The following is a 17,290-nucleotide window of genomic DNA, read 5'->3' on the forward strand; positions in this document are numbered from 1 at the left end:
GCTTGATCGGGGGCTTCGGGAGGTTTTTCGAGGCGGCGGCGGCGTCACCCGGCACCGGATTGAGGCGCCGCGCACACACAGGGGGCGACGGACCCACCCGCCAGGGTGCATCACGCCGGGCGGCAGGGCGCAGACTGGCCCAAACCTATAATCGATAGGCCAATCAAATCAAGCAGTTAGCGGGTGCATCGTTCCGCTGTGCGAGCCCCTTGCGAGCCTTTTGCGAGCTATTTCCATCCCATGAGCCAGCCCACCTTCACGGTCGCGGACATCCGCAAGACCTTCCTCGACTTCTTCGCCTCGAAGGGCCACACGGTCGTGCCGTCCAGCCCGCTGGTGCCGGGCAACGACCCGACGCTGATGTTCACGAACTCGGGGATGGTTCAGTTCAAGGACGTGTTCCTCGGCGAGGACAAGCGCCCCTACGTGCGCGCCACCTCGGTCCAGGCGTGCCTGCGCGCCGGCGGCAAGCACAACGACCTGGAGAACGTGGGCTACACCGCGCGCCACCACACCTTCTTCGAGATGCTGGGCAACTGGAGCTTCGGCGACTACTTCAAGCGCGAATCGCTGATGTGGGCCTGGGAACTGCTGACGCAGGTCTACAAGCTGCCCGCCGACAAGCTCTGGGCCACCGTCTACATCGAGGACGACGAGGCCTACGACATCTGGACTCAGGACATCGGCCTGCCGCCCGAGCGCGTGGTGCGCATCGGCGACAACAAGGGCGGGCGCTACATGTCCGACAACTTCTGGATGATGGCGGACACCGGTCCCTGCGGCCCGTGCAGCGAGATCTTCTACGACCACGGCCCCGAGATCGCCGGCGGCCCGCCCGGCAGCCCCGACGAGGACGGCGACCGCTACATCGAGATCTGGAACAACGTGTTCATGCAGTTCGACATGCAGCCTGATGGCTCCGTGAAGAAGCTGCCGGCCCCCTGCGTCGACACTGGCATGGGCCTGGAGCGCCTGGCGGCCATCCTGCAGCACGTGCACAGCAACTATGAAATCGACATCTTCGATGCGCTGATCAAGGCCGCCGCGCGCGAGACCGGCACGCAAGACCTGGCGAACAACTCGCTCAAGGTGATTGCCGACCACATCCGCGCCACCGCCTTCCTGGTGGCCGACGGCGTGATCCCGTCGAACGAGGGCCGCGGCTACGTGCAGCGCCGCATCATCCGCCGCGCCATCCGCCACGGCTACAAGCTGGGCCAGAAGAAGCCTTTCTTCCACAAGCTGGTGCCCGACCTGGTCGCGCTGATGGGCGAGGCCTACCCGAAGCTGGTGGCCGACCAGAAGCACGTCACCGACACCCTGAAGGCCGAGGAAGAACGCTTCTTCGAGACGCTGGCCAACGGCATGGAAATCCTCGATGCCGCGCTGGCCGGCGGTGCCAAGGTGCTGCCGGGCGACGTCGCCTTCAAGCTGCACGACACCTTCGGCTTTCCGCTCGACCTGTCGGCCGACGTCTGCCGCGAGCGCGGCGTGGGCGTCGACGAGGCCGGCTTCAACGCCGCGATGGAAAAGCAGAAGGCCGCGGGCCGCGCCGCCGGCAAGTTCAAGATGGACCGCAACGTCGAGTACGCCGGCGCGGGCAACACCTTCACCGGCTACGAGCACCTCGAAGAGACGGCGAAGGTGCAGGCGCTGTACTTTGAAGGCATGGCGGTGAACGAACTGAAGGAAGGCCAGCCCGGCATCGTGGTGCTCGACACCACGCCCTTCTATGCCGAGAGCGGCGGCCAGGTCGGCGACCAGGGCTTCATCAGCGCCGAGGGCGTGCAGTTCGGCGTGGAAGACACGCAGAAGATCAAGGCCGACGTGTTCGGCCACCACGGCACGCAGACCCAGGGCACGCTCAAGGTAGGCGACACGGTCAAGGCCGCGGTCGACGGCGAGCGCCGCGCCGCCACCATGCGCAACCACAGCGTGACCCACCTGATGCACAAGGCCCTGCGCGAGGTGCTGGGCACGCACGTGCAGCAGAAGGGCTCGCTGGTCGACGCCGACAAGACGCGCTTCGACTTTGCGCACAACGCGCCGGTCACGCGTGACCAGATCCTGGAGATCGAGAAGCGCGTGAACGCCGAGATCCTGGCCAACGCCGCCACGCAGGCGCGCGTGATGGACATCGAGTCGGCCCAGAAGACCGGCGCGATGATGCTGTTCGGCGAGAAGTACGGCGAAAGCGTCCGCGTGCTCGACATCGGCTCCAGCCGCGAACTCTGCGGCGGCACGCACGTGCAGCGCACCGGCGACATCGGCCTGTTCAAGGTCACCAGCGAAAGCGGTGTGGCCGCCGGCGTGCGCCGCATCGAGGCGATCACCGGCGCCAACGCGCTGAGCTACCTGCAGGACCTCGAGTCGACCGTGCAGAGCATGGCCGCCGCGCTGAAGGCGCCTGCCGCCGAACTGCAGGGCCGCCTCGGCCAGGTGCTCGACCAGGTGCGCGCGCTGGAGCGCGAAGTCGGCTCGCTCAAGGGCAAGCTGGCCTCGTCCAAGGGCGACGAACTGCTGGCGCAGGCGATCGAGATCAACGGGATCAAGGTGCTGGTGGCGCAACTCGACGGTGCCGATGCCAAGACGCTGCGCGACACCATGGACAAGCTCAAGGACAAGCTCAAGACCGCTGCCATCGTGCTCGCGGCGGTCGATGGCGCCAAGGTGCAGATCGCCGCAGGCGTGACCCCCGACGTGATGGGCAAGGTCAAGGCCGGCGAACTCGTCAACTTCGTCGCCCAGCAAGTGGGCGGCAAGGGCGGCGGCAAGCCCGACATGGCCATGGCCGGCGGCACGGATGCCGCGGGCCTGCCCCGGGCCCTGGCGTCGGTGCAGGCCTGGGTCGCCGAGCGCCTCTGAGAGGCTGAGGCGTCGGCGCGAAGCAGCCGCTCAATCTTCCTCGTCGTCGGCGCTGTCGTCGTCCTCGTCCGCGGCCAGGCTGCCGCTGCGCAGATGCACTTGCGCGGCATCGATGGCGCCGCCGCCCGGGCCGATGATCCGGTCGGGCAGGATGTCCTCGCCGTCGGGCGCCATGTCGCCTTCGACGTTGGCGCGTTCGCCGGTGCCCGATGCGTCGCTGCCGCCGTCGAGCGGCTCGAGCGCGCCGCTGCCCAGGCTGTCGTCCGGTTGCGCCAGGTCGGCACGCTGGCCCAGCGTGTCGCTGCCGCTGTCCGAACTGTCGCTGGGGCCGAGGATGCGGGTGCTGTCGTCCGCGGTGTCCGCGGCGCTGTCGTGGTTGCCTGTCACGCTGCTGGTGGCCATGTCCTGGTCCTCCTGATGTCGATGGCGAACGGCCTGCCGGGCGGTGGGCCGGAACGGCAGGTTCATGGCGCCCGTGTCCGCGCGCTGTGAGAGTCGGCCGACGCCCTTTGTCAGGTCAGGGCGCGTGCAGACCCTGGAGCAGGCTGCGCAGCAGTGCGACCACCGTCCGCCGCTCGGCTGCGTCCCGCGCCATCTGCGCGTGAACGATGGCGCCGTCGAAGGCCAAGGCGGCCGCCCGGGCCTGGGTGCTCCGGGCAGGGCCCGGTGGCAGCAGTTCGGCAATGACCTCGGCCATCTCCTGCTTGTGCAGCCGGGCGGCCTCGACCGCTTCGGGCAGCGCATCGGCGATCTCCACCACCGTGTTGATGAAGGCACAGCCGCGGAAGACCGGCATCTCGGTCCACTCCTGCAGCACATCGGCCAGCAACAGAAGGCTGCTGCCGTCCGCCGCTGGCATGTCGGCGCCGCGCCGGCCCAGCGCATCGACGAACCAGGCCATCCAGCGCGCATGGCGCAGATCGAGGAAAGCCCGCACCAGGTCGTTCTTGCTCGGGAAGTGCCGGTAGAAGGTCACCTTCGTCACGCCCGACTCGGCGATGAGCCGGTCGATGCCGGTGGCGCGGATGCCGTCGCGATAGAACAGGTCGTGCGCCGTGGCGAGGATGCGGTCGCGGGCGGAGAGGGGGGCGGCTTCCATGCCGCCCGATTGTAGACAGGTCTGTCTATGCCTGATAGATTCGCGTCACGCCATGTAGACAGATCGGTCTACGTGGATGCCCAATCCGCCGATCGAACCCGACCACCCAGGAGCCGCCATGGAAACCCGCCCGCCCGTTCCCCCGTTCACGCTCGAAAGCGCCACGCAGAAGGTGCGTGGCGCCGAAGACGCCTGGAATTCGCGCGACCCCGAGCGCGTCTCGGGCGTCTACACCGAAGACACGCTGTGGCGCAATCGCGTCGAGTTCCCGGTCGGCCGCGAAGCGGTGCGTACCTTCCTGCAGCGCAAGTGGGCGCGCGAGCTGGACTACCGGCTCATCAAGGAGCTGTGGGCCTTCATCGACCACCGCATCGCCGTGCGTTTCGCCTACGAGTGGCGCGACGATTCCGGCCAGTGGTTCCGCAGCTATGGCAACGAGAACTGGGAATTCAACCCACAGGGCCTGATGCAGCGCCGCTTCGCCAGCATCAACGACCTGCCCATCGCCGAGAAGGATCGGCTCTTTCACTGGCCGCCGGGGCGCCGGCCCGACGATCACGCGAGCTTGAGCGACCTGGGTCTGTAGGCGCCGACTCGCATGGCACGGCCGTTGCATGCACCGCCGGCATGCACGACCAGGCCCTGACCCTGCCCAGCGCGGCCGAAGCCGGCGTCGACCCGCTGTGGCGGCATCAGCTGAGCCTGCTGCTCGAATCGACCGGCGAGGGCATCTTCGGCATCGATCTCGACGGCCACTGCATGTTCATCAACCGGGCCGGCGCGCAACTGCTCGGCTGGCCCGCAGCCGAGGTGCTCGGCCACAACATGCACGAGCTGACGCACCACTCGCACGCCGACGGCTCGCACTACCCCGACACCGACTGCCCCATCTTCAACGCCTTCCGTCGTGGCCTGCCGTGCCGCATCGACACGGAGGTGTTCTGGCGGCGTGACGGCAGTTCGTTCGCCGTGGAGTATTCGAGCCATCCGATCGTCGACGGCGACACCGTGCGCGGCGCCGTGATCGCCTTCGTCGACATCACCGAACGCAAGCGCGCGGCCGCCGCATTGCAGCAATCGCGCGACCAGCTCGAGCTGCGCGTGACGGAGCGAACCGCCGAACTCAGCGCGGCGCTGCAACAGGTGCGCGAGCTGTCGGCCTGGATGGATTCGGTGCGCGAGGAAGAGCGCACCCGCATCGCGCGCGAGGTGCACGACGAGCTCGGCAGCCTGCTGGTGGCGCTCAAGATGGACGTCAACTGGATCGGCAAGCGCCTGGGCGAGCAACAGTCGCGAGATGCCGACGCGGCGCAGGCGATGCGCCAGCAGATGCGTGGCAAGTGCGACAACATGGGCGCGCTGATCGAGCGCGCGGTCGACAACGTCGGCCGCATCATCACCGACCTGCGCCCGAGCATCCTCGACCACCAGGGCCTGTGGGCCGCGCTCGAGTGGCAGGCCCACGAGTTCGTGCAGTCGGCCGAGCTCGAGCTCGGCTGGGATCTGCAGGTCGACGAGTCCCTCGAACTCCCCGAGCCCGCGGCCATGGCGGTGTTCCGCATCTTCCAGGAGATGCTTAGCAACGTCGGCCGCCATGCGCGGGCAGCCCGCGTCGACATCCGCATCCGCGCCGACGATGGCGTGCTCGAGCTGCGCGTGAAGGACGACGGCATCGGCGCCGCACCGCAGGCCTTCGGTGCGCCGACTTCGTACGGTGTGCGGGGGATGCGGGAGCGGGCGCTGCACTTCGGCGGCAGCCTCGAGATCGCGAGCCAGCCGGGGCAGGGCAGTACATTCCGACTCCGTCTTCCGCTTTCGATCTCGCACTGATGCCATGACACCCCCCATCCGCGTCCTCATCGGCGACGACCACCGCATCGTGCGCGAAGGCCTTAAGCAGGTGCTCGGTGACCTGTCGAACGGCGCGCCGGAGATCGTCGTCTGCGCCGAGGCGCAGACCGGCCCCGAGGTGCTCGAACGCGTGGAGGCGCTGCAAGGCAGGGAGGGGGAGGAAGGCATCGACGTCGTGCTGCTCGACATCGCCCTGCCCGAGCGCGATGGGCTCGACGTGCTGCAGGCCTTGCGCGCGGCGTGGCCGGCGTTGCCGGTGCTGATGCTCTCGACCTACCCGGAGCGCCAGTACGCGGTGCGCTGCATCAAGCTGGGCGCGGCCGGCTATCTCAACAAGAGCGCCGACGCCGATGCGATGGTGGCGGCAGTGCGCAAGGCGGCGGCCGGCGGCATCTACGTGTCGGCGGCCACGGCCGAGGCGCTGGCGGCGGCCGTGAGCAAGGTGTCGGCGACCGAGGCGCTGTCGCACCGCGAGCACCAGGTGTTCCGGCTGCTCACGGCCGGGCACAGCGTGAGCGAAATCGGTGCGCAGCTCGGCCTGGCGCCGAACACGGTGAGCACCTACCGGGCACGCATCCTCGAGAAGACCGGCGCGAAGAACGACGTCGAGCTCGCGCTGTACGCCGAGCGGCACGGCAAATCGGCGCCGGCCGCCTGAAAACACGCGCTGCGACGACCGCCTTGTAGGGCCAGCACTACAAGCCATCGATCCGCGCTGCGCGATTTCATGGGCCGGGCCTGCGCTGGCCCACAACCGGCCCGCGGCTTGCAATGCGTCTGCATCTTTTCAACGAGGTGCTACCCATGTCCCGACTGCCTGAATCGACAGCGAACGACCCGTACGACGCCGACCGGCCCCTGATGCTGCGCTGCGCCTGCGGCCAGGACCATGCGCCCGACCAGCATGCGAGCGCGATGGCGCTGTCGGACGACAAGCTCGAAGCCAGCCTGATCAAGGCGCTGTTTCCGGTCGACAGCGTGCGCCGCAACTTCTTGCGCGCCGTGGGCGCCAACACGGCGCGTGCGGCGATCATGTCGGTGCTGCCGCTGGGCGCATTACAGGCCATGGCGCAGGAGAAGGGCCCGCTCGAGAAGAAGGACCTGAAGATCGGCTTCATCCCGATCACCTGCGCCACGCCGCTGATCATGGCGCACCCCCTGGGCTTCTACAAACAGCAGGGCCTGAACGTCGAGGTGGTCAAGACGGCGGGCTGGGCGCTGATCCGCGACAAGATGCTCAACAAGGAGTACGACGCGACGCACTTCCTGTCGCCGATGCCGCTGGCCATCTCGATGGGCGCCGGCTCCAACGCGACGCCGATGAACGTCGCCACCATCCAGAACACCAACGGCCAGGCGATCACGCTGGCCAACAAGCACAAGGACAAGCGCGACCCGAAGCTGTGGAAGGGCTTCAAGTTCGCGGTGCCCTTCGAATACAGCATGCACAACTTCCTGCTGCGCTACTACGTGGCGGAAGCGGGCCTGAACCCCGACACCGACATCCAGATCCGCGTGGTGCCGCCGGCCGAGATGGTTGCCAACCTGCGCGCCGGCAACATCGACGGCTACCTCGGCCCGGACCCGTTCAACCAGCGCGCCGTGTTCGAGGAGGTGGGCTTCATCCACATCCTCACCAAGGAGATCTGGAACGGCCACCCCTGCTGCGCCTTCGGCTCGTCGACAGAGTTCATCCAGAAGAACCCCAACACTTTCGCGGCGCTCTATCGCGCTGTGCTCACCGCATCGGCCATGGCGCGCAAGCCCGAGAACCGCGAGCTCATCGCCAAGGTGATCGCCCCGGCGCAGTACCTCAACCAGCCCGAGACGGTCATTTCGCAGGTGCTCACCGGCCGCTTCGCCGACGGCCTGGGCAACATCAGGACCGTGCCCGACCGCGCCGACTTCGATCCGATCCCGTGGCAGTCGATGGCCGTCTGGATGCTCACGCAGATGAAGCGCTGGGGCTACGTGAAGGGCGAGGTCGACTACAAGCAGATGGCAGAGAAGGTCTTCCTGCTGACCGACGCCAAGAAGCGCATGAAGGAGATCGGCCAGACGCCGCCCGAGGGCGCCTACCCGAAGTTCACGATCATGGGCAAGGTCTTCGACCCGACCCAACCCGATGCGTACGTGAAGAGCTTCGCCATCCGCAAGATGGCCGCCTGAGCGCCGGGCCACCATGCGTCCATCGCTCAACCTCAAGGCCGCGCTGCTGTCGCTGTTGCTGCTTGCCGTGCTTCTCGGCATCTGGCAGGTGGCGACGATGACGACCGCACCGGCCGCCGCGCAGCCCACGCTGACGCCGGAGCAGATCGAGTACCAGAAGATGCTGGGCAAGAACCCGGAGCCGGGCGGCCAGGCCAAGGCCTCGGGCTTTCCGACGCCCGCAGACATGGGGGCGACCGCATGGCGGCAGTTGTCGAACCCGTTCTACGACAACGGCCCCAACGACAAGGGCATCGCGATCCAGCTCGCCTGGTCGCTCGGCCGCGTCGGGCTGGGCTTCCTGCTGGCCTGCCTGGTCGCGGTGCCGCTGGGCTTCGTCATCGGCATGTCGCCGTTGCTGCACAAGGCCTTCGACCCCTTCATCCAGGTGCTCAAGCCGATCTCGCCGCTGGCGTGGATGCCGCTGGCGCTCTACACCATCAAGGATTCGTCGACGAGCGGCATCTTCGTGATCTTCATCTGTTCGGTCTGGCCGATGCTGCTCAACACCGCCTTCGGCGTGGCCTCGGTCAAGCGCGAATGGCTCGCCGTGGCCAGCACGCTCGAGGTGAAGCCGCTGCGCCGCGCCTTTCGCGTGATCCTGCCGGCCGCCGCGCCGACCATCCTCACCGGCATGCGCATCAGCATGGGCATCGCCTGGCTGGTGATCGTCGCGGCCGAGATGCTGGTGGGCGGCACGGGCATCGGCTACTTCGTGTGGAACGAATGGAACAACCTGTCGCTCACCAACGTGATCTTCGCGATCCTGCTGATCGGCGTGGTGGGCATGCTGCTCGACCTGGCCTTCGCGGGGCTGCAGCGGAAGGTGACGTATGTGGAGTGACTTCTCTCCCCAAAGGATGGCCATGCCGCCCACTCCACCTGTGCCGCCCGTTCCCCCCACCGACCCTGGTGCGACGCTGTTGCGGGTCGAGGGCCTGGCCAAGGCCTATGCGCCGGCCAAGCCGGTGTTTGCCGATGTCTCCTTCGCGATCGAGCGCGGCGAGTTCGTCTGCATCATCGGCCACTCGGGCTGCGGCAAGACGACCATCCTCAACGTGCTGGCGGGCCTCGACACCGCCACCGGCGGCCATGCCTTCATGGATGGCCGGGAGATCGTCGGCCCGAGCCTGACGCGCGGCGTGGTGTTCCAGAGCCACGCCCTGATGCCGTGGCTCACGGTGCGCAGGAACATCGCCTTCGCGGTCGAATCGCGCTGGCCCGACTGGTCGCGCAAGCAGGTCGATGAACAAGTGGTGCGTTTCGTCGAACTGGTCGGCCTGGGCGCAGCCATCGACAGGAAGCCGTCGCAGCTGTCGGGCGGCATGAAGCAGCGCGTGGGCATCGCGCGCGCCTTCGCCATCCAGCCGCGCATGCTGCTGCTCGACGAACCCTTCGGCGCGCTCGACGCGCTGACGCGCGGCACTATCCAGGACGAACTGATGCGCATCGTGCGCCAGACGCAGCAGACCGTCTTCATGATCACGCACGACGTGGACGAAGCCATCCTGCTGGCCGACCGCATCCTGCTGATGCGCAACGGCAGCGAGGCGTCCGGCGGCTACGTGCCCGGCAACATCGCCGAGAGCGTGGTGAACCCGCTGCCGCGCGAGCGCACCCGTGCCGGGCTGCATCACCTGGACGGCTATTACGCGCTGCGCAACCACATCGTCGATTTCCTGGTCACCAAAGCCAGTGCGAGCTGACCGTTTCATCCCCCTCAGAAATTTCGTCCAAACAGGAGCAAACCCGAAAATGAACCGCAACGACGTCACCGAGAAGATCATCACCGTGAAGGTGGCCAAGGGCATCCAGTGGGCCGACGTGGCCAGGAAGGTCGGCCTCTCGAAGGAGTGGACCACCGCGGCCTGTCTCGGCCAGATGACGCTCGACGCCGCCCAGGCCAAGGTCGTCGGCGAGATCTTTGGCCTCACCGCCGAAGAGCAGAAGTGGCTGCAGGTCGTGCCCTACAAGGGCTCGCTGCCGAGCGCCGTGCCGACCGACCCGCTGATCTACCGCTGGTACGAGATCGTCAACGTCTACGGCACCACCATCAAGGAGCTGATCCACGAGGAATTCGGCGACGGCATCATGAGCGCGATCGACTTCAGCATGGACATCGACCGCCAGGCCGACCCCAAGGGCGACCGCGTGAAGGTGGTGCTGTCGGGCAAGTTCCTGCCGTACAAGACGTACTGAGCGCGCGGCGATCAGCTGGCGTAGCTACGGTCGATCCGGTCCAGCTTTCGGATCAGCGACGGCCAGACGAAGGCGCCGCCGAGCCCGCCGGTCTGCACCTTCATCGCGTGGCCCACGCCTTCGAGAATGCGGGGGTCGACCTGCGTGAGTTCGCCGCCACCGGACTGCGCGGCGATCTGGATCTGGCAGGTGTTCTCGAAGGTGTACATCGCCAGGAAGGCGTCGGCGATGGTCTTGCCGACGGTCAGCAGCCCGTGGTTGCGCAGCATCAGGAAGTTCGCCTGGCCCAGGTTGGCCTGCAGGCGCGCCTTCTCGTCGTCGCGGATCGCGACACCCTCGTAGCCGTGGTACGCCAGCGAGGCCAGCACGAAGGTCGACTGCTGGCTGATTGGCAGCACTCCGTTCTTCTGCGCGCTGACCGCGATGCCGGCGCGCGTGTGGGTGTGCAGCACGCACTGGACGTCGTCCCGCACGGCGTGCACCGCGCTGTGGATCACGAAGCCCGCCGGGTTCACCGGGTAGGGGGACTCGATCACCTTTCGGCACTGGTCGTCGACCTTCACCAGGCTCGACGCGGTGATCTCGTCGAACATCAGGCCGTACGGGTTGATGAGGAAGTGGTGCTCGGGCCCCGGCACCCGCGCGCTGATGTGCGTGAAGACCAGGTCGCTCCAGCCATAGAGTGCCACCAGCCGGTAGCAGGCAGCGAGGTCGACGCGCAGTTGCCACTCCTGGGCACTGACGCGTTCGCGAAGGGAGGAGGTTTCGGCGGGGAAGGGGGCGCTCATGGGGGTCTCCTGATCGTGGTGCCGCCATTCTTGCGCCGCCGGCGACGTCGCGCTGTCGTGGTGCCGACAGCGCGGATGCGCGTTTTCCCGGAGGGGGAACTGCGCATTCGGTCACGGCGCACGCCGGCGCCCGGGTTTTCCCGGGATCGAGGAAGCCATTCGTCTGCCGATAGCCAGGGGAAGCATGCCGCGAGGCGTGCGATCGCGTCACCCCGTCGACCGGGTCGAGGTGGGCGCGTCGGTTCGATGTCGTCCGCCTCTTTCCCAACCTCACTGACTGTCGATCATGTCCGCACCCGAACTTCGCTCCATGACCATCGCCAGGAAACTGGCCCTTCTCACCCTCAGCGCCATCGTCGGCGTGCTCGCGCTGACCGCTGTGTTCCTCGTATCGGAACGCCAGCTCATCCTGGCCGAACGCCAGAGCAGCGTGCGGCAGGTGGTCGAGTCCGCCCACGGCGTGCTGACCTACTACCACGGCCTGGCGGCGAAGGGCACGCTCAGCGACGCCGAGGCGCAGCAGCAGGCCATGCAGGCGATCAAGGGCATGCGCTACAGCGGCAGCGAGTATTTCTGGCTCAACGACATGCAGCCGCGCATGCTGATGCACCCGATCAACCCCGCGCTGGACGGCAAGGATCTGGCGGAAAACAAGGACGCGACGGGCAAGCCTCTCTTCATGGCGTTCGTGAACATCGTGAAAGAAAAGAACGCCGGCTTCGTGTCGTATCTCTGGCCCAAGCCCGGCAGCGAGAAGCCGGTGCCGAAGGTGTCGTACGTCATGGGCTTCAAGCCGTGGGGCTGGATCATCGGCTCGGGCGTGTACGTCGACAGCGTCGACGCTGCCACCCTCGGGCGGATGCTCGGCTTCGGCAGTGGTGCATTGGCACTGGCGGCAGCGCTGCTTGTTCTCGGGTGGTTCATCTCGCGCGGGCTGGTGCGCCAGATGGGCTGCGAGCCGGAGCGCGCCGCCGGCATCACGCGCCGGATCGCCGAGGGCGACCTGAGCGTGGCGATCGAGCTGCGCAAGGGCGACGAGACCAGCGTGCTGCACGCCATCCAGGCCATGCGCGACAGCCTGGCCAAGGTGGTCGGCGAAGTCCGCCAGGGCACCGACACCATCGCCACCGCCTCCAGCCAGATCGCCTCGGGCAACCAGGACCTGTCCTCGCGCACCGAAGAGCAAGCCAGCTCGCTGGAGCAGACGGCCGCCTCGATGGAAGAGCTGACCTCGACGGTCAAGCAGAACGCCGACAACGCCCGCCAGGCCAATCAGCTCGCGGTCTCGGCGTCGGAAGTGGCCGTGCGCGGCGGCAGCGTGGTCAGCCAGGTGGTCGACACGATGAGCGCGATCAACACCTCGAGCAAGAAGATCGTGGACATCATCGCGGTCATCGACGGCATCGCCTTCCAGACCAACATCCTGGCCTTGAACGCTGCCGTCGAAGCTGCACGCGCCGGTGAACAGGGCCGCGGCTTTGCGGTGGTGGCGTCGGAAGTGCGCAGCCTGGCGCAGCGCTCGGCCGCAGCGGCCAAGGAGATCAAGGTGCTCATCGACGACTCCGTCGGCAAGGTCGCTGCCGGCAGCCACCAGGTGGCCGAGGCGGGCCAGACGATGGAGGAGATCGTGGCCAGCGTGAAGCGCGTGACCGACATCATGGGCGAGATCATGTCCGCCAGCCAGGAACAGACCACGGGCATCGAGCAGATCAACCAGGCCATCACGCAGATGGACCAGGTCACGCAGCAGAACGCCGCGTTGGTGGAAGAAGCGGCCGCGGCCGCCGGCTCGCTGCAGGAGCAGGCGGGTAGCCTGTCGCAGCTCGTGGGCGTCTTTCAGCTGACGCCTGCAGCGCCGTCACGGCGCTGACCCCCTACAGCGCCATGTGACCTGTCGCCAGTGCCGCGGCGGCCGAGCGCGTCTCGACGCCCAGCTTCTCGAAGATGTGTTCGAGGTGCTTGTTGACCGTGCGGGGGCTCATCCCCAGGATCTCGGCGATGTCGCGGTTGGTCTTGCCCTTGGCCAGCCACGACAGCACCTCGGTCTCGCGCGGCGTCAGCGCGGCGTCGGTCACGCGCGAGGCGAGGGCCGGGCCTTCGCGCTGGAGCGCCAACAGCAGCATCGTCTCGCCGAGCGTCGCGGACCCCATGTTGCGCACCGACAGGCGGGTGCCGGCCGCGGTGGTGGTAGCGATGGTCGAGCCGTCCGCCAGCGCGGGCGCCAGCGCCATCGGCAACTGGCCCGGTGCGGCAGGTTCGCCCAGCGCATGCAGCCACAGCGCCGCCTGCGGCGAACGCCAGGCCACGCGGCCGTGCGTGTCGACGAAGACCACGCCCATGCCCGCCACGTCGACCGCGTCGCGCGCCATGCGGGTGATGCGCGCGTTGCGTGTGTGCGTGTGCAAGCGCGCCAGCACCTCCTGCGCGCGGATCGGCTTGACCACGTAGTCGACGCCGCCGCAGGCAAAGCCCTCGACCACGTCCTGCGTCTCGGCCATGCCGGTCATGAAGAGCACCGGGATGTGCGCGAGCGCCGGGTTGGCCTTGATGCGCCGGCAGGTTTCGAAGCCCGACAGCCCCGGCATCACCCCGTCGAGCAGGATCGCGTCGGGCACCACCAGCTCCAGCCGCTGCAGGGCCGATTCGCCATCGGCCGCGACCAGCACGGTGTAGCCGCTGGCCTCCAGCGTGTCGCACAGCATGCCCAGGCTGCTGGGCGCATCGTCGACCACGAGCACCACCGGGCGTTCGGTGTCAGGGGCTGGGGGCATCGGCATCCTCCGTGAGTGCGTTCTTGAATTGGTCGAGGTCGAAGCGGGCGAGCATGCCGCGCAGCTGGGTGCAGGTGGCGGCCAGCGCCGGGTCGCCGGCGGCGAGCCGGTCGAGCGCCTGCTGCAGGCCGCGCACGTGGCCCACCTGCACCAGGCGCATCAGCTCGAGCCGCGCCTCCTCGGGCAGCGAGATCGGTTCGGCCAGCGGCGGTGCCGCATCGGGTGCCGCCGGTGGCGGCGCGTGCTGCAGCCATTGCAGGCCCAGGTGGCGTTCCAGTGTGGCGATCAGCTCCGATTCGATCACCGGCTTGCCGATGAAGGCCTGGCAGCCGGTGGCCTGCAGCCGGTCGGCCTGGTTCTCGAAGACGTTGGCCGAGACGATGAGGATGGGAACGTGCTCGAAGCCGGCGATGCGCACCCGCGTGGCGGTCTCCCAGCCGTCCATGTCGTCCATGCTGATGTCCAGCAGGATGGCCGAGGGCACGTGTTCGCGCAGGCTGTCGAGGCATTCGGTGCCGCTGGCGGCTTCGCGCACGTCGAAGCCCAGCGGCATCAGCATGCCGGCCAGCATCTGGCGCTGCACCGGCTGGTCGTCGACCACCAGCAGCGTGCGGCGCGGACCGAAGTAGCCGGAGATGGGGCGCTGCGGTTCGGCCTGCGGGCCGGGGTCGGCCACTTCGCGCAGGTACACGCGCACGCTGAAGGTGCTGCCCCGGCCCGAGGTCTGCGCCAGCCGCAGCTCGCCGCCCATCAGCGACGTGAGCAGGCCGGTGATGGTCAGGCCCAGGCCGGTGCCCGGCTCGCCATGGCGACGGCCGGCGGCCCCGCGCTCGAAGGGCAGGAAGATGCGCTGGTGGTCCTGCGGCGCCACGCCGATGCCGGTGTCGATCACGTCGAAGCGCAGCACCTCGCGGGTGGCGTCGACGTGCAAGGTCACAGTGCCGGCCTCGGTGAAGCGCACCGCGTTGGTCAGCAGGTTGATCAGGATCTGGCGCAGCCGCTTGGCGTCGGCATGCACCCAGGCCGGCAGGCGCCCGCTGTGGGTGTAGACGAAGGCCAGGCCCTTGCCCTCGGCCTGCGGGCGGACCATGCGCACCACCTCGTCGAGGAAGCCGGGCAGGGCGAGCGGCATCGGCTCCAGCTGCAGCCGGCCGGCTTCGATGCGGGCCAGGTCGAGCAGGCCGTCGATCAGTCCGAGCATGTGCTCGCCGCTCTTGTGGATGGTCTGCACCGCGGCGCGCGGCGGGTGTGTGGCATCGTCGTTCTTCAGCAGGATCTGCGAATAGCCCAGGATGCTGTTGAGCGGCGTGCGCAGCTCGTGCGTCATGCCGGCGACGTAGCGGGTCTTGGCCTGGTTGGCGGCCTCGGCCGCCTCCTTGGCGGCCTGCAGTGCGGCGTCGGTGCGGCGGTGCGCCTCGATCTCCAGGGTGAGCAGGTGGTTGTGGCGGTTCGATTCCTCCTGCGCCATCTTGCGGCTCTCGCTGCCCAGCACCACCCACCAGGCTGCGACGGCAGCCACCATCGACAGCAGCGCGAAGACCTTGAGGAAGGGCGAGCGCAGGAAGACGTGCGTGGCGTGCGCGTTGAGCAGCCCCTCCTGCGCATAGACGATGCCCAGCACGGTCGCCAACAGAGCGATGAGCGAGGTCGCGACCAGCATGTAGTGCGCCACCCGGAAGTTCAGCCGCAGCGCCAGCGCCGGCGGCAGCAGCGCCTTGATCCACACGCCGATCTGCTCGGAGGCGCGCGAGTTCTTCTTGCAGCCGTCGTGGCAGCGCGATTCGAGCGTGCAGCACAGCGAGCAGATCGGTGCGCTGTAGGCCGGGCAGTGCGCCATGTCTTCCGACTCGAAGGGGTTGTCGCAGACCGAGCAGCGCACCATCTGGCCGGGCGCCCAGTGCTGCAGGTCGGTGCGCGCCAGGTAGTAGCGGCCCTTCGTTTTCCAGGCCAGCAGCGGCGACACCACCAGCGCCGTCAGCAGCGCGATGAAGGGCGAGAAGGACTCGGCCCAGCGCCCGAGCAGCCCGGCATACGCCACCATCGCCACCGTGGCGGCGACGACCATCGACACCAGGCCGACCGGGTTGATGTCGTACAGGTGCGCCCGCTTGAACTCGATCGACTTCGGGCTCCAGCCCAGCGGCTTGTTGATGACCAGGTCGGCCACCAGCGCGCCGACCCAGGCGATGGCGATGTTGCTGTACAGGCCCAGCACCTTCTCCAGCGCTGCGAAAACCCCCAGCGTCATCAAGAGCAGGGCGATCAGCACGTTGAACACCAGCCACACCACGCGCCCGGGGTGGCTGTGCGTGAGCCGCGCGAAGAAGTTCGACCAGGCCAGCGAGCCGGCGTAGGCGTTGGTCAGGTTGATCTTCATCTGCGACACCACCACGAAGAGCACGGTGATGCCCAGCACCCAGGCCGGGTCGCTGAAGACATAGGCGAAGCCGGCCAGGTACATGCGGGTCGGTTCGACCGCATGCGCGGCCGGGATCTCGTGCTGCAGCGCGAGGAAGGCGAGGAAGGCGCCGCCCAGCATCTTGAGCATGCCCGGCACGATCCACCCCGGCCCGGCCACCAGCACCGCGGCCCACCATTTGGCGCGGTTGGCGGCGGTCTTCTCGGGCAGGAAGCGCAGGTAATCGACCTGCTCGCCGATCTGCACCACCAGCGAGAAGGCGACCGTGGCGCCGGCGCCGAACATCAGCGGGTCGAAGTTGTTGGTGCCGGAGATGCGGCCGACCAGCCCGGTGAAGTCGGCATAGGCTTGCGGGTTCTTCCACAGCACCGCGACGAAGGGCAGCACGAAAAGCGTGAGCCAGATCGGCTGCGTCCAGAGCTGCAGCGCCGAGATCATCGTGATGCCGCGCATCACCAGCGGGATGATGACGATCGACGACACCAGGTAGCACACCGCCAGCGACCAGTCGAAGTACATCTGCAGCGCCAGCGCCAGGATGGCGGCCTCCAGCGCGAAGAAGATGAAGGTGAAGCTCGCGTAGATGAGCGAGGTGAGGGTGGAGCCCAGGTAGCCGAAGCCGGCGCCGCGCGTGAGCAGATCCATGTCGACGCCGTACTTCGCGGCGTAGTAGCAGATGGGCAGGCCGGTGAGGAAGGTGATGAGCCCCACCACCAGGATCGCCCACAGCGCGTTCTCGAAGCCATAGCTCAGCGCGATGGCGCCGCCGATGGCCTCCAGCGCCAGGAAGGAGGTGGCGCCGAAGGCCGCGTTGGCCACGCGGAACTCCGACCACTTGCGGAAGCTGCGCGGCGTGTAGCGCAGCGCGTAGTCCTCCAGCGTCTCGTTCGAGACCCAGGTGTTGTAGTCGCGGCGGATGCGAAAGATCTTCTGACCGGTGACGGGCGCCATGTTCCGTTCTCTCTGGAAGAGGGTGTGCCTGTCTCGTTGCAAGAAGCGCTCCTTGTCCGTCCGGTGGGTAGCAACGGGCGCCCAGTCTCGCCGCGCACACCGCGGCAGCCTCTACGTTGATTGACGTATTCGGCCTACG

At 67.9% G+C, this 17,290-nt stretch carries 14 protein-coding genes; 9 read left to right on the plus strand and 5 right to left on the minus strand.

Annotated features, from left to right (window positions below):
- Nucleotides 1-240: 240 nt before the first annotated feature.
- The gene (alaS, locus tag N8A90_RS06310) at nt 241-2,865 is read left to right on the plus strand and encodes an alanine--tRNA ligase (protein ID WP_262073819.1); all 2,625 of its coding nucleotides are present in this window, start codon (nt 241-243) and stop codon (nt 2,863-2,865) included.
- Between the two features lie 30 nt (nt 2,866-2,895).
- On the opposite strand, the gene N8A90_RS06315 is transcribed toward alaS, so the two are convergent.
- Nucleotides 2,896-3,267 (minus strand): hypothetical protein, encoded by a 372-nt coding sequence (locus tag N8A90_RS06315; protein ID WP_262073820.1) that lies wholly within the window; start codon nt 3,265-3,267, stop codon nt 2,896-2,898.
- A 115-nt stretch (nt 3,268-3,382) separates the two neighbouring features.
- Nucleotides 3,383-3,964: a TetR/AcrR family transcriptional regulator gene (locus N8A90_RS06320; RefSeq protein WP_262073821.1), complete on the minus strand. Its 582-nt coding sequence runs from the start codon at nt 3,962-3,964 to the stop codon at nt 3,383-3,385.
- A gap of 118 nt (nt 3,965-4,082) precedes the next feature.
- Between N8A90_RS06320 and N8A90_RS06325 the strand changes: the two genes are divergently transcribed.
- From N8A90_RS06325 to cynS, 7 genes are all read left to right on the plus strand, one after another.
- Nucleotides 4,083-4,550 carry a nuclear transport factor 2 family protein gene (locus tag N8A90_RS06325; protein ID WP_262073822.1) on the plus strand — a complete coding sequence of 156 codons (468 nt, stop codon included), beginning with the start codon at nt 4,083-4,085 and terminating at the stop codon, nt 4,548-4,550.
- Nucleotides 4,551-4,591: 41 nt separating this feature from the next.
- The gene (locus tag N8A90_RS06330; RefSeq protein ID WP_262073823.1) at nt 4,592-5,794 is read left to right on the plus strand and encodes a PAS domain-containing sensor histidine kinase; all 1,203 of its coding nucleotides are present in this window, start codon (nt 4,592-4,594) and stop codon (nt 5,792-5,794) included.
- Nucleotides 5,795-5,798: 4 nt separating this feature from the next.
- Nucleotides 5,799-6,473, plus strand: a complete 675-nt coding sequence (locus N8A90_RS06335; RefSeq protein ID WP_262073824.1) for a response regulator — start codon at nt 5,799-5,801, stop codon at nt 6,471-6,473.
- Nucleotides 6,474-6,619: 146 nt separating this feature from the next.
- Nucleotides 6,620-7,984 (plus strand): CmpA/NrtA family ABC transporter substrate-binding protein, encoded by a 1,365-nt coding sequence (locus tag N8A90_RS06340; protein WP_262073825.1) that lies wholly within the window; start codon nt 6,620-6,622, stop codon nt 7,982-7,984.
- Between the two features lie 13 nt (nt 7,985-7,997).
- Entirely contained in the window at nt 7,998-8,867 is an 870-nt protein-coding gene (ntrB, locus tag N8A90_RS06345; RefSeq protein ID WP_262073826.1) for a nitrate ABC transporter permease, read from the plus strand.
- Nucleotides 8,868-8,889: 22 nt separating this feature from the next.
- Entirely contained in the window at nt 8,890-9,729 is an 840-nt protein-coding gene (locus N8A90_RS06350) for an ABC transporter ATP-binding protein (RefSeq protein WP_262073827.1), read from the plus strand.
- Between the two features lie 49 nt (nt 9,730-9,778).
- Nucleotides 9,779-10,222 carry a cyanase gene (gene cynS / locus N8A90_RS06355; RefSeq protein WP_262073828.1) on the plus strand — a complete coding sequence of 148 codons (444 nt, stop codon included), beginning with the start codon at nt 9,779-9,781 and terminating at the stop codon, nt 10,220-10,222.
- A gap of 11 nt (nt 10,223-10,233) precedes the next feature.
- Here the strand turns inward: cynS and N8A90_RS06360 are convergent, their stop codons facing one another.
- Nucleotides 10,234-11,010, minus strand: a complete 777-nt coding sequence (locus tag N8A90_RS06360; protein ID WP_262073829.1) for a class II aldolase/adducin family protein — start codon at nt 11,008-11,010, stop codon at nt 10,234-10,236.
- A gap of 286 nt (nt 11,011-11,296) precedes the next feature.
- Between N8A90_RS06360 and N8A90_RS06365 the strand changes: the two genes are divergently transcribed.
- Complete coding sequence (locus tag N8A90_RS06365; protein ID WP_262073830.1) at nt 11,297-12,880, plus strand: methyl-accepting chemotaxis protein; 1,584 nt, start codon at nt 11,297-11,299, stop codon at nt 12,878-12,880.
- A 4-nt stretch (nt 12,881-12,884) separates the two neighbouring features.
- Here the strand turns inward: N8A90_RS06365 and N8A90_RS06370 are convergent, their stop codons facing one another.
- Together N8A90_RS06370 and N8A90_RS06375 are read right to left on the minus strand one after the other, a co-directional pair.
- A complete protein-coding gene (locus tag N8A90_RS06370; RefSeq protein ID WP_262073831.1) occupies nt 12,885-13,781 on the minus strand; it encodes a response regulator transcription factor in 897 nt (298 codons plus the stop codon).
- The gene (locus tag N8A90_RS06375) at nt 13,765-17,151 is read right to left on the minus strand and encodes an ATP-binding protein (RefSeq protein WP_262073832.1); all 3,387 of its coding nucleotides are present in this window, start codon (nt 17,149-17,151) and stop codon (nt 13,765-13,767) included. Before N8A90_RS06375 ends, N8A90_RS06370 begins: the two co-directional genes overlap by 17 nt.
- Between the last annotated feature and the right edge of the window lie 139 nt (nt 17,152-17,290).

The sequence above is a fragment of the Variovorax sp. N23 genome (assembly GCF_025486315.1).
Lineage (GTDB): Bacteria > Pseudomonadota > Gammaproteobacteria > Burkholderiales > Burkholderiaceae_C > Variovorax.

What these genes read in the sequence shown, in the direction of transcription:
- alaS (WP_262073819.1), top strand. Translation starts at nt 241, where the DNA reads ATGAGCCAGCCCACCTTCACGGTCGCGGACATCCGCAAGACCTTCCTC.
- N8A90_RS06315 (WP_262073820.1), bottom strand. Translation starts at nt 3,267, where the DNA reads ATGGCCACCAGCAGCGTGACAGGCAACCACGACAGCGCCGCGGACACC.
- N8A90_RS06320 (WP_262073821.1), bottom strand. Translation starts at nt 3,964, where the DNA reads ATGGAAGCCGCCCCCCTCTCCGCCCGCGACCGCATCCTCGCCACGGCG.
- N8A90_RS06325 (WP_262073822.1), top strand. Translation starts at nt 4,083, where the DNA reads ATGGAAACCCGCCCGCCCGTTCCCCCGTTCACGCTCGAAAGCGCCACG.
- N8A90_RS06330 (WP_262073823.1), top strand. Translation starts at nt 4,592, where the DNA reads ATGCACGACCAGGCCCTGACCCTGCCCAGCGCGGCCGAAGCCGGCGTC.
- N8A90_RS06335 (WP_262073824.1), top strand. Translation starts at nt 5,799, where the DNA reads ATGACACCCCCCATCCGCGTCCTCATCGGCGACGACCACCGCATCGTG.
- N8A90_RS06340 (WP_262073825.1), top strand. Translation starts at nt 6,620, where the DNA reads ATGTCCCGACTGCCTGAATCGACAGCGAACGACCCGTACGACGCCGAC.
- ntrB (WP_262073826.1), top strand. Translation starts at nt 7,998, where the DNA reads ATGCGTCCATCGCTCAACCTCAAGGCCGCGCTGCTGTCGCTGTTGCTG.
- N8A90_RS06350 (WP_262073827.1), top strand. Translation starts at nt 8,890, where the DNA reads ATGCCGCCCACTCCACCTGTGCCGCCCGTTCCCCCCACCGACCCTGGT.
- cynS (WP_262073828.1), top strand. Translation starts at nt 9,779, where the DNA reads ATGAACCGCAACGACGTCACCGAGAAGATCATCACCGTGAAGGTGGCC.
- N8A90_RS06360 (WP_262073829.1), bottom strand. Translation starts at nt 11,010, where the DNA reads ATGAGCGCCCCCTTCCCCGCCGAAACCTCCTCCCTTCGCGAACGCGTC.
- N8A90_RS06365 (WP_262073830.1), top strand. Translation starts at nt 11,297, where the DNA reads ATGTCCGCACCCGAACTTCGCTCCATGACCATCGCCAGGAAACTGGCC.
- N8A90_RS06370 (WP_262073831.1), bottom strand. Translation starts at nt 13,781, where the DNA reads ATGCCCCCAGCCCCTGACACCGAACGCCCGGTGGTGCTCGTGGTCGAC.
- N8A90_RS06375 (WP_262073832.1), bottom strand. Translation starts at nt 17,151, where the DNA reads ATGGCGCCCGTCACCGGTCAGAAGATCTTTCGCATCCGCCGCGACTAC.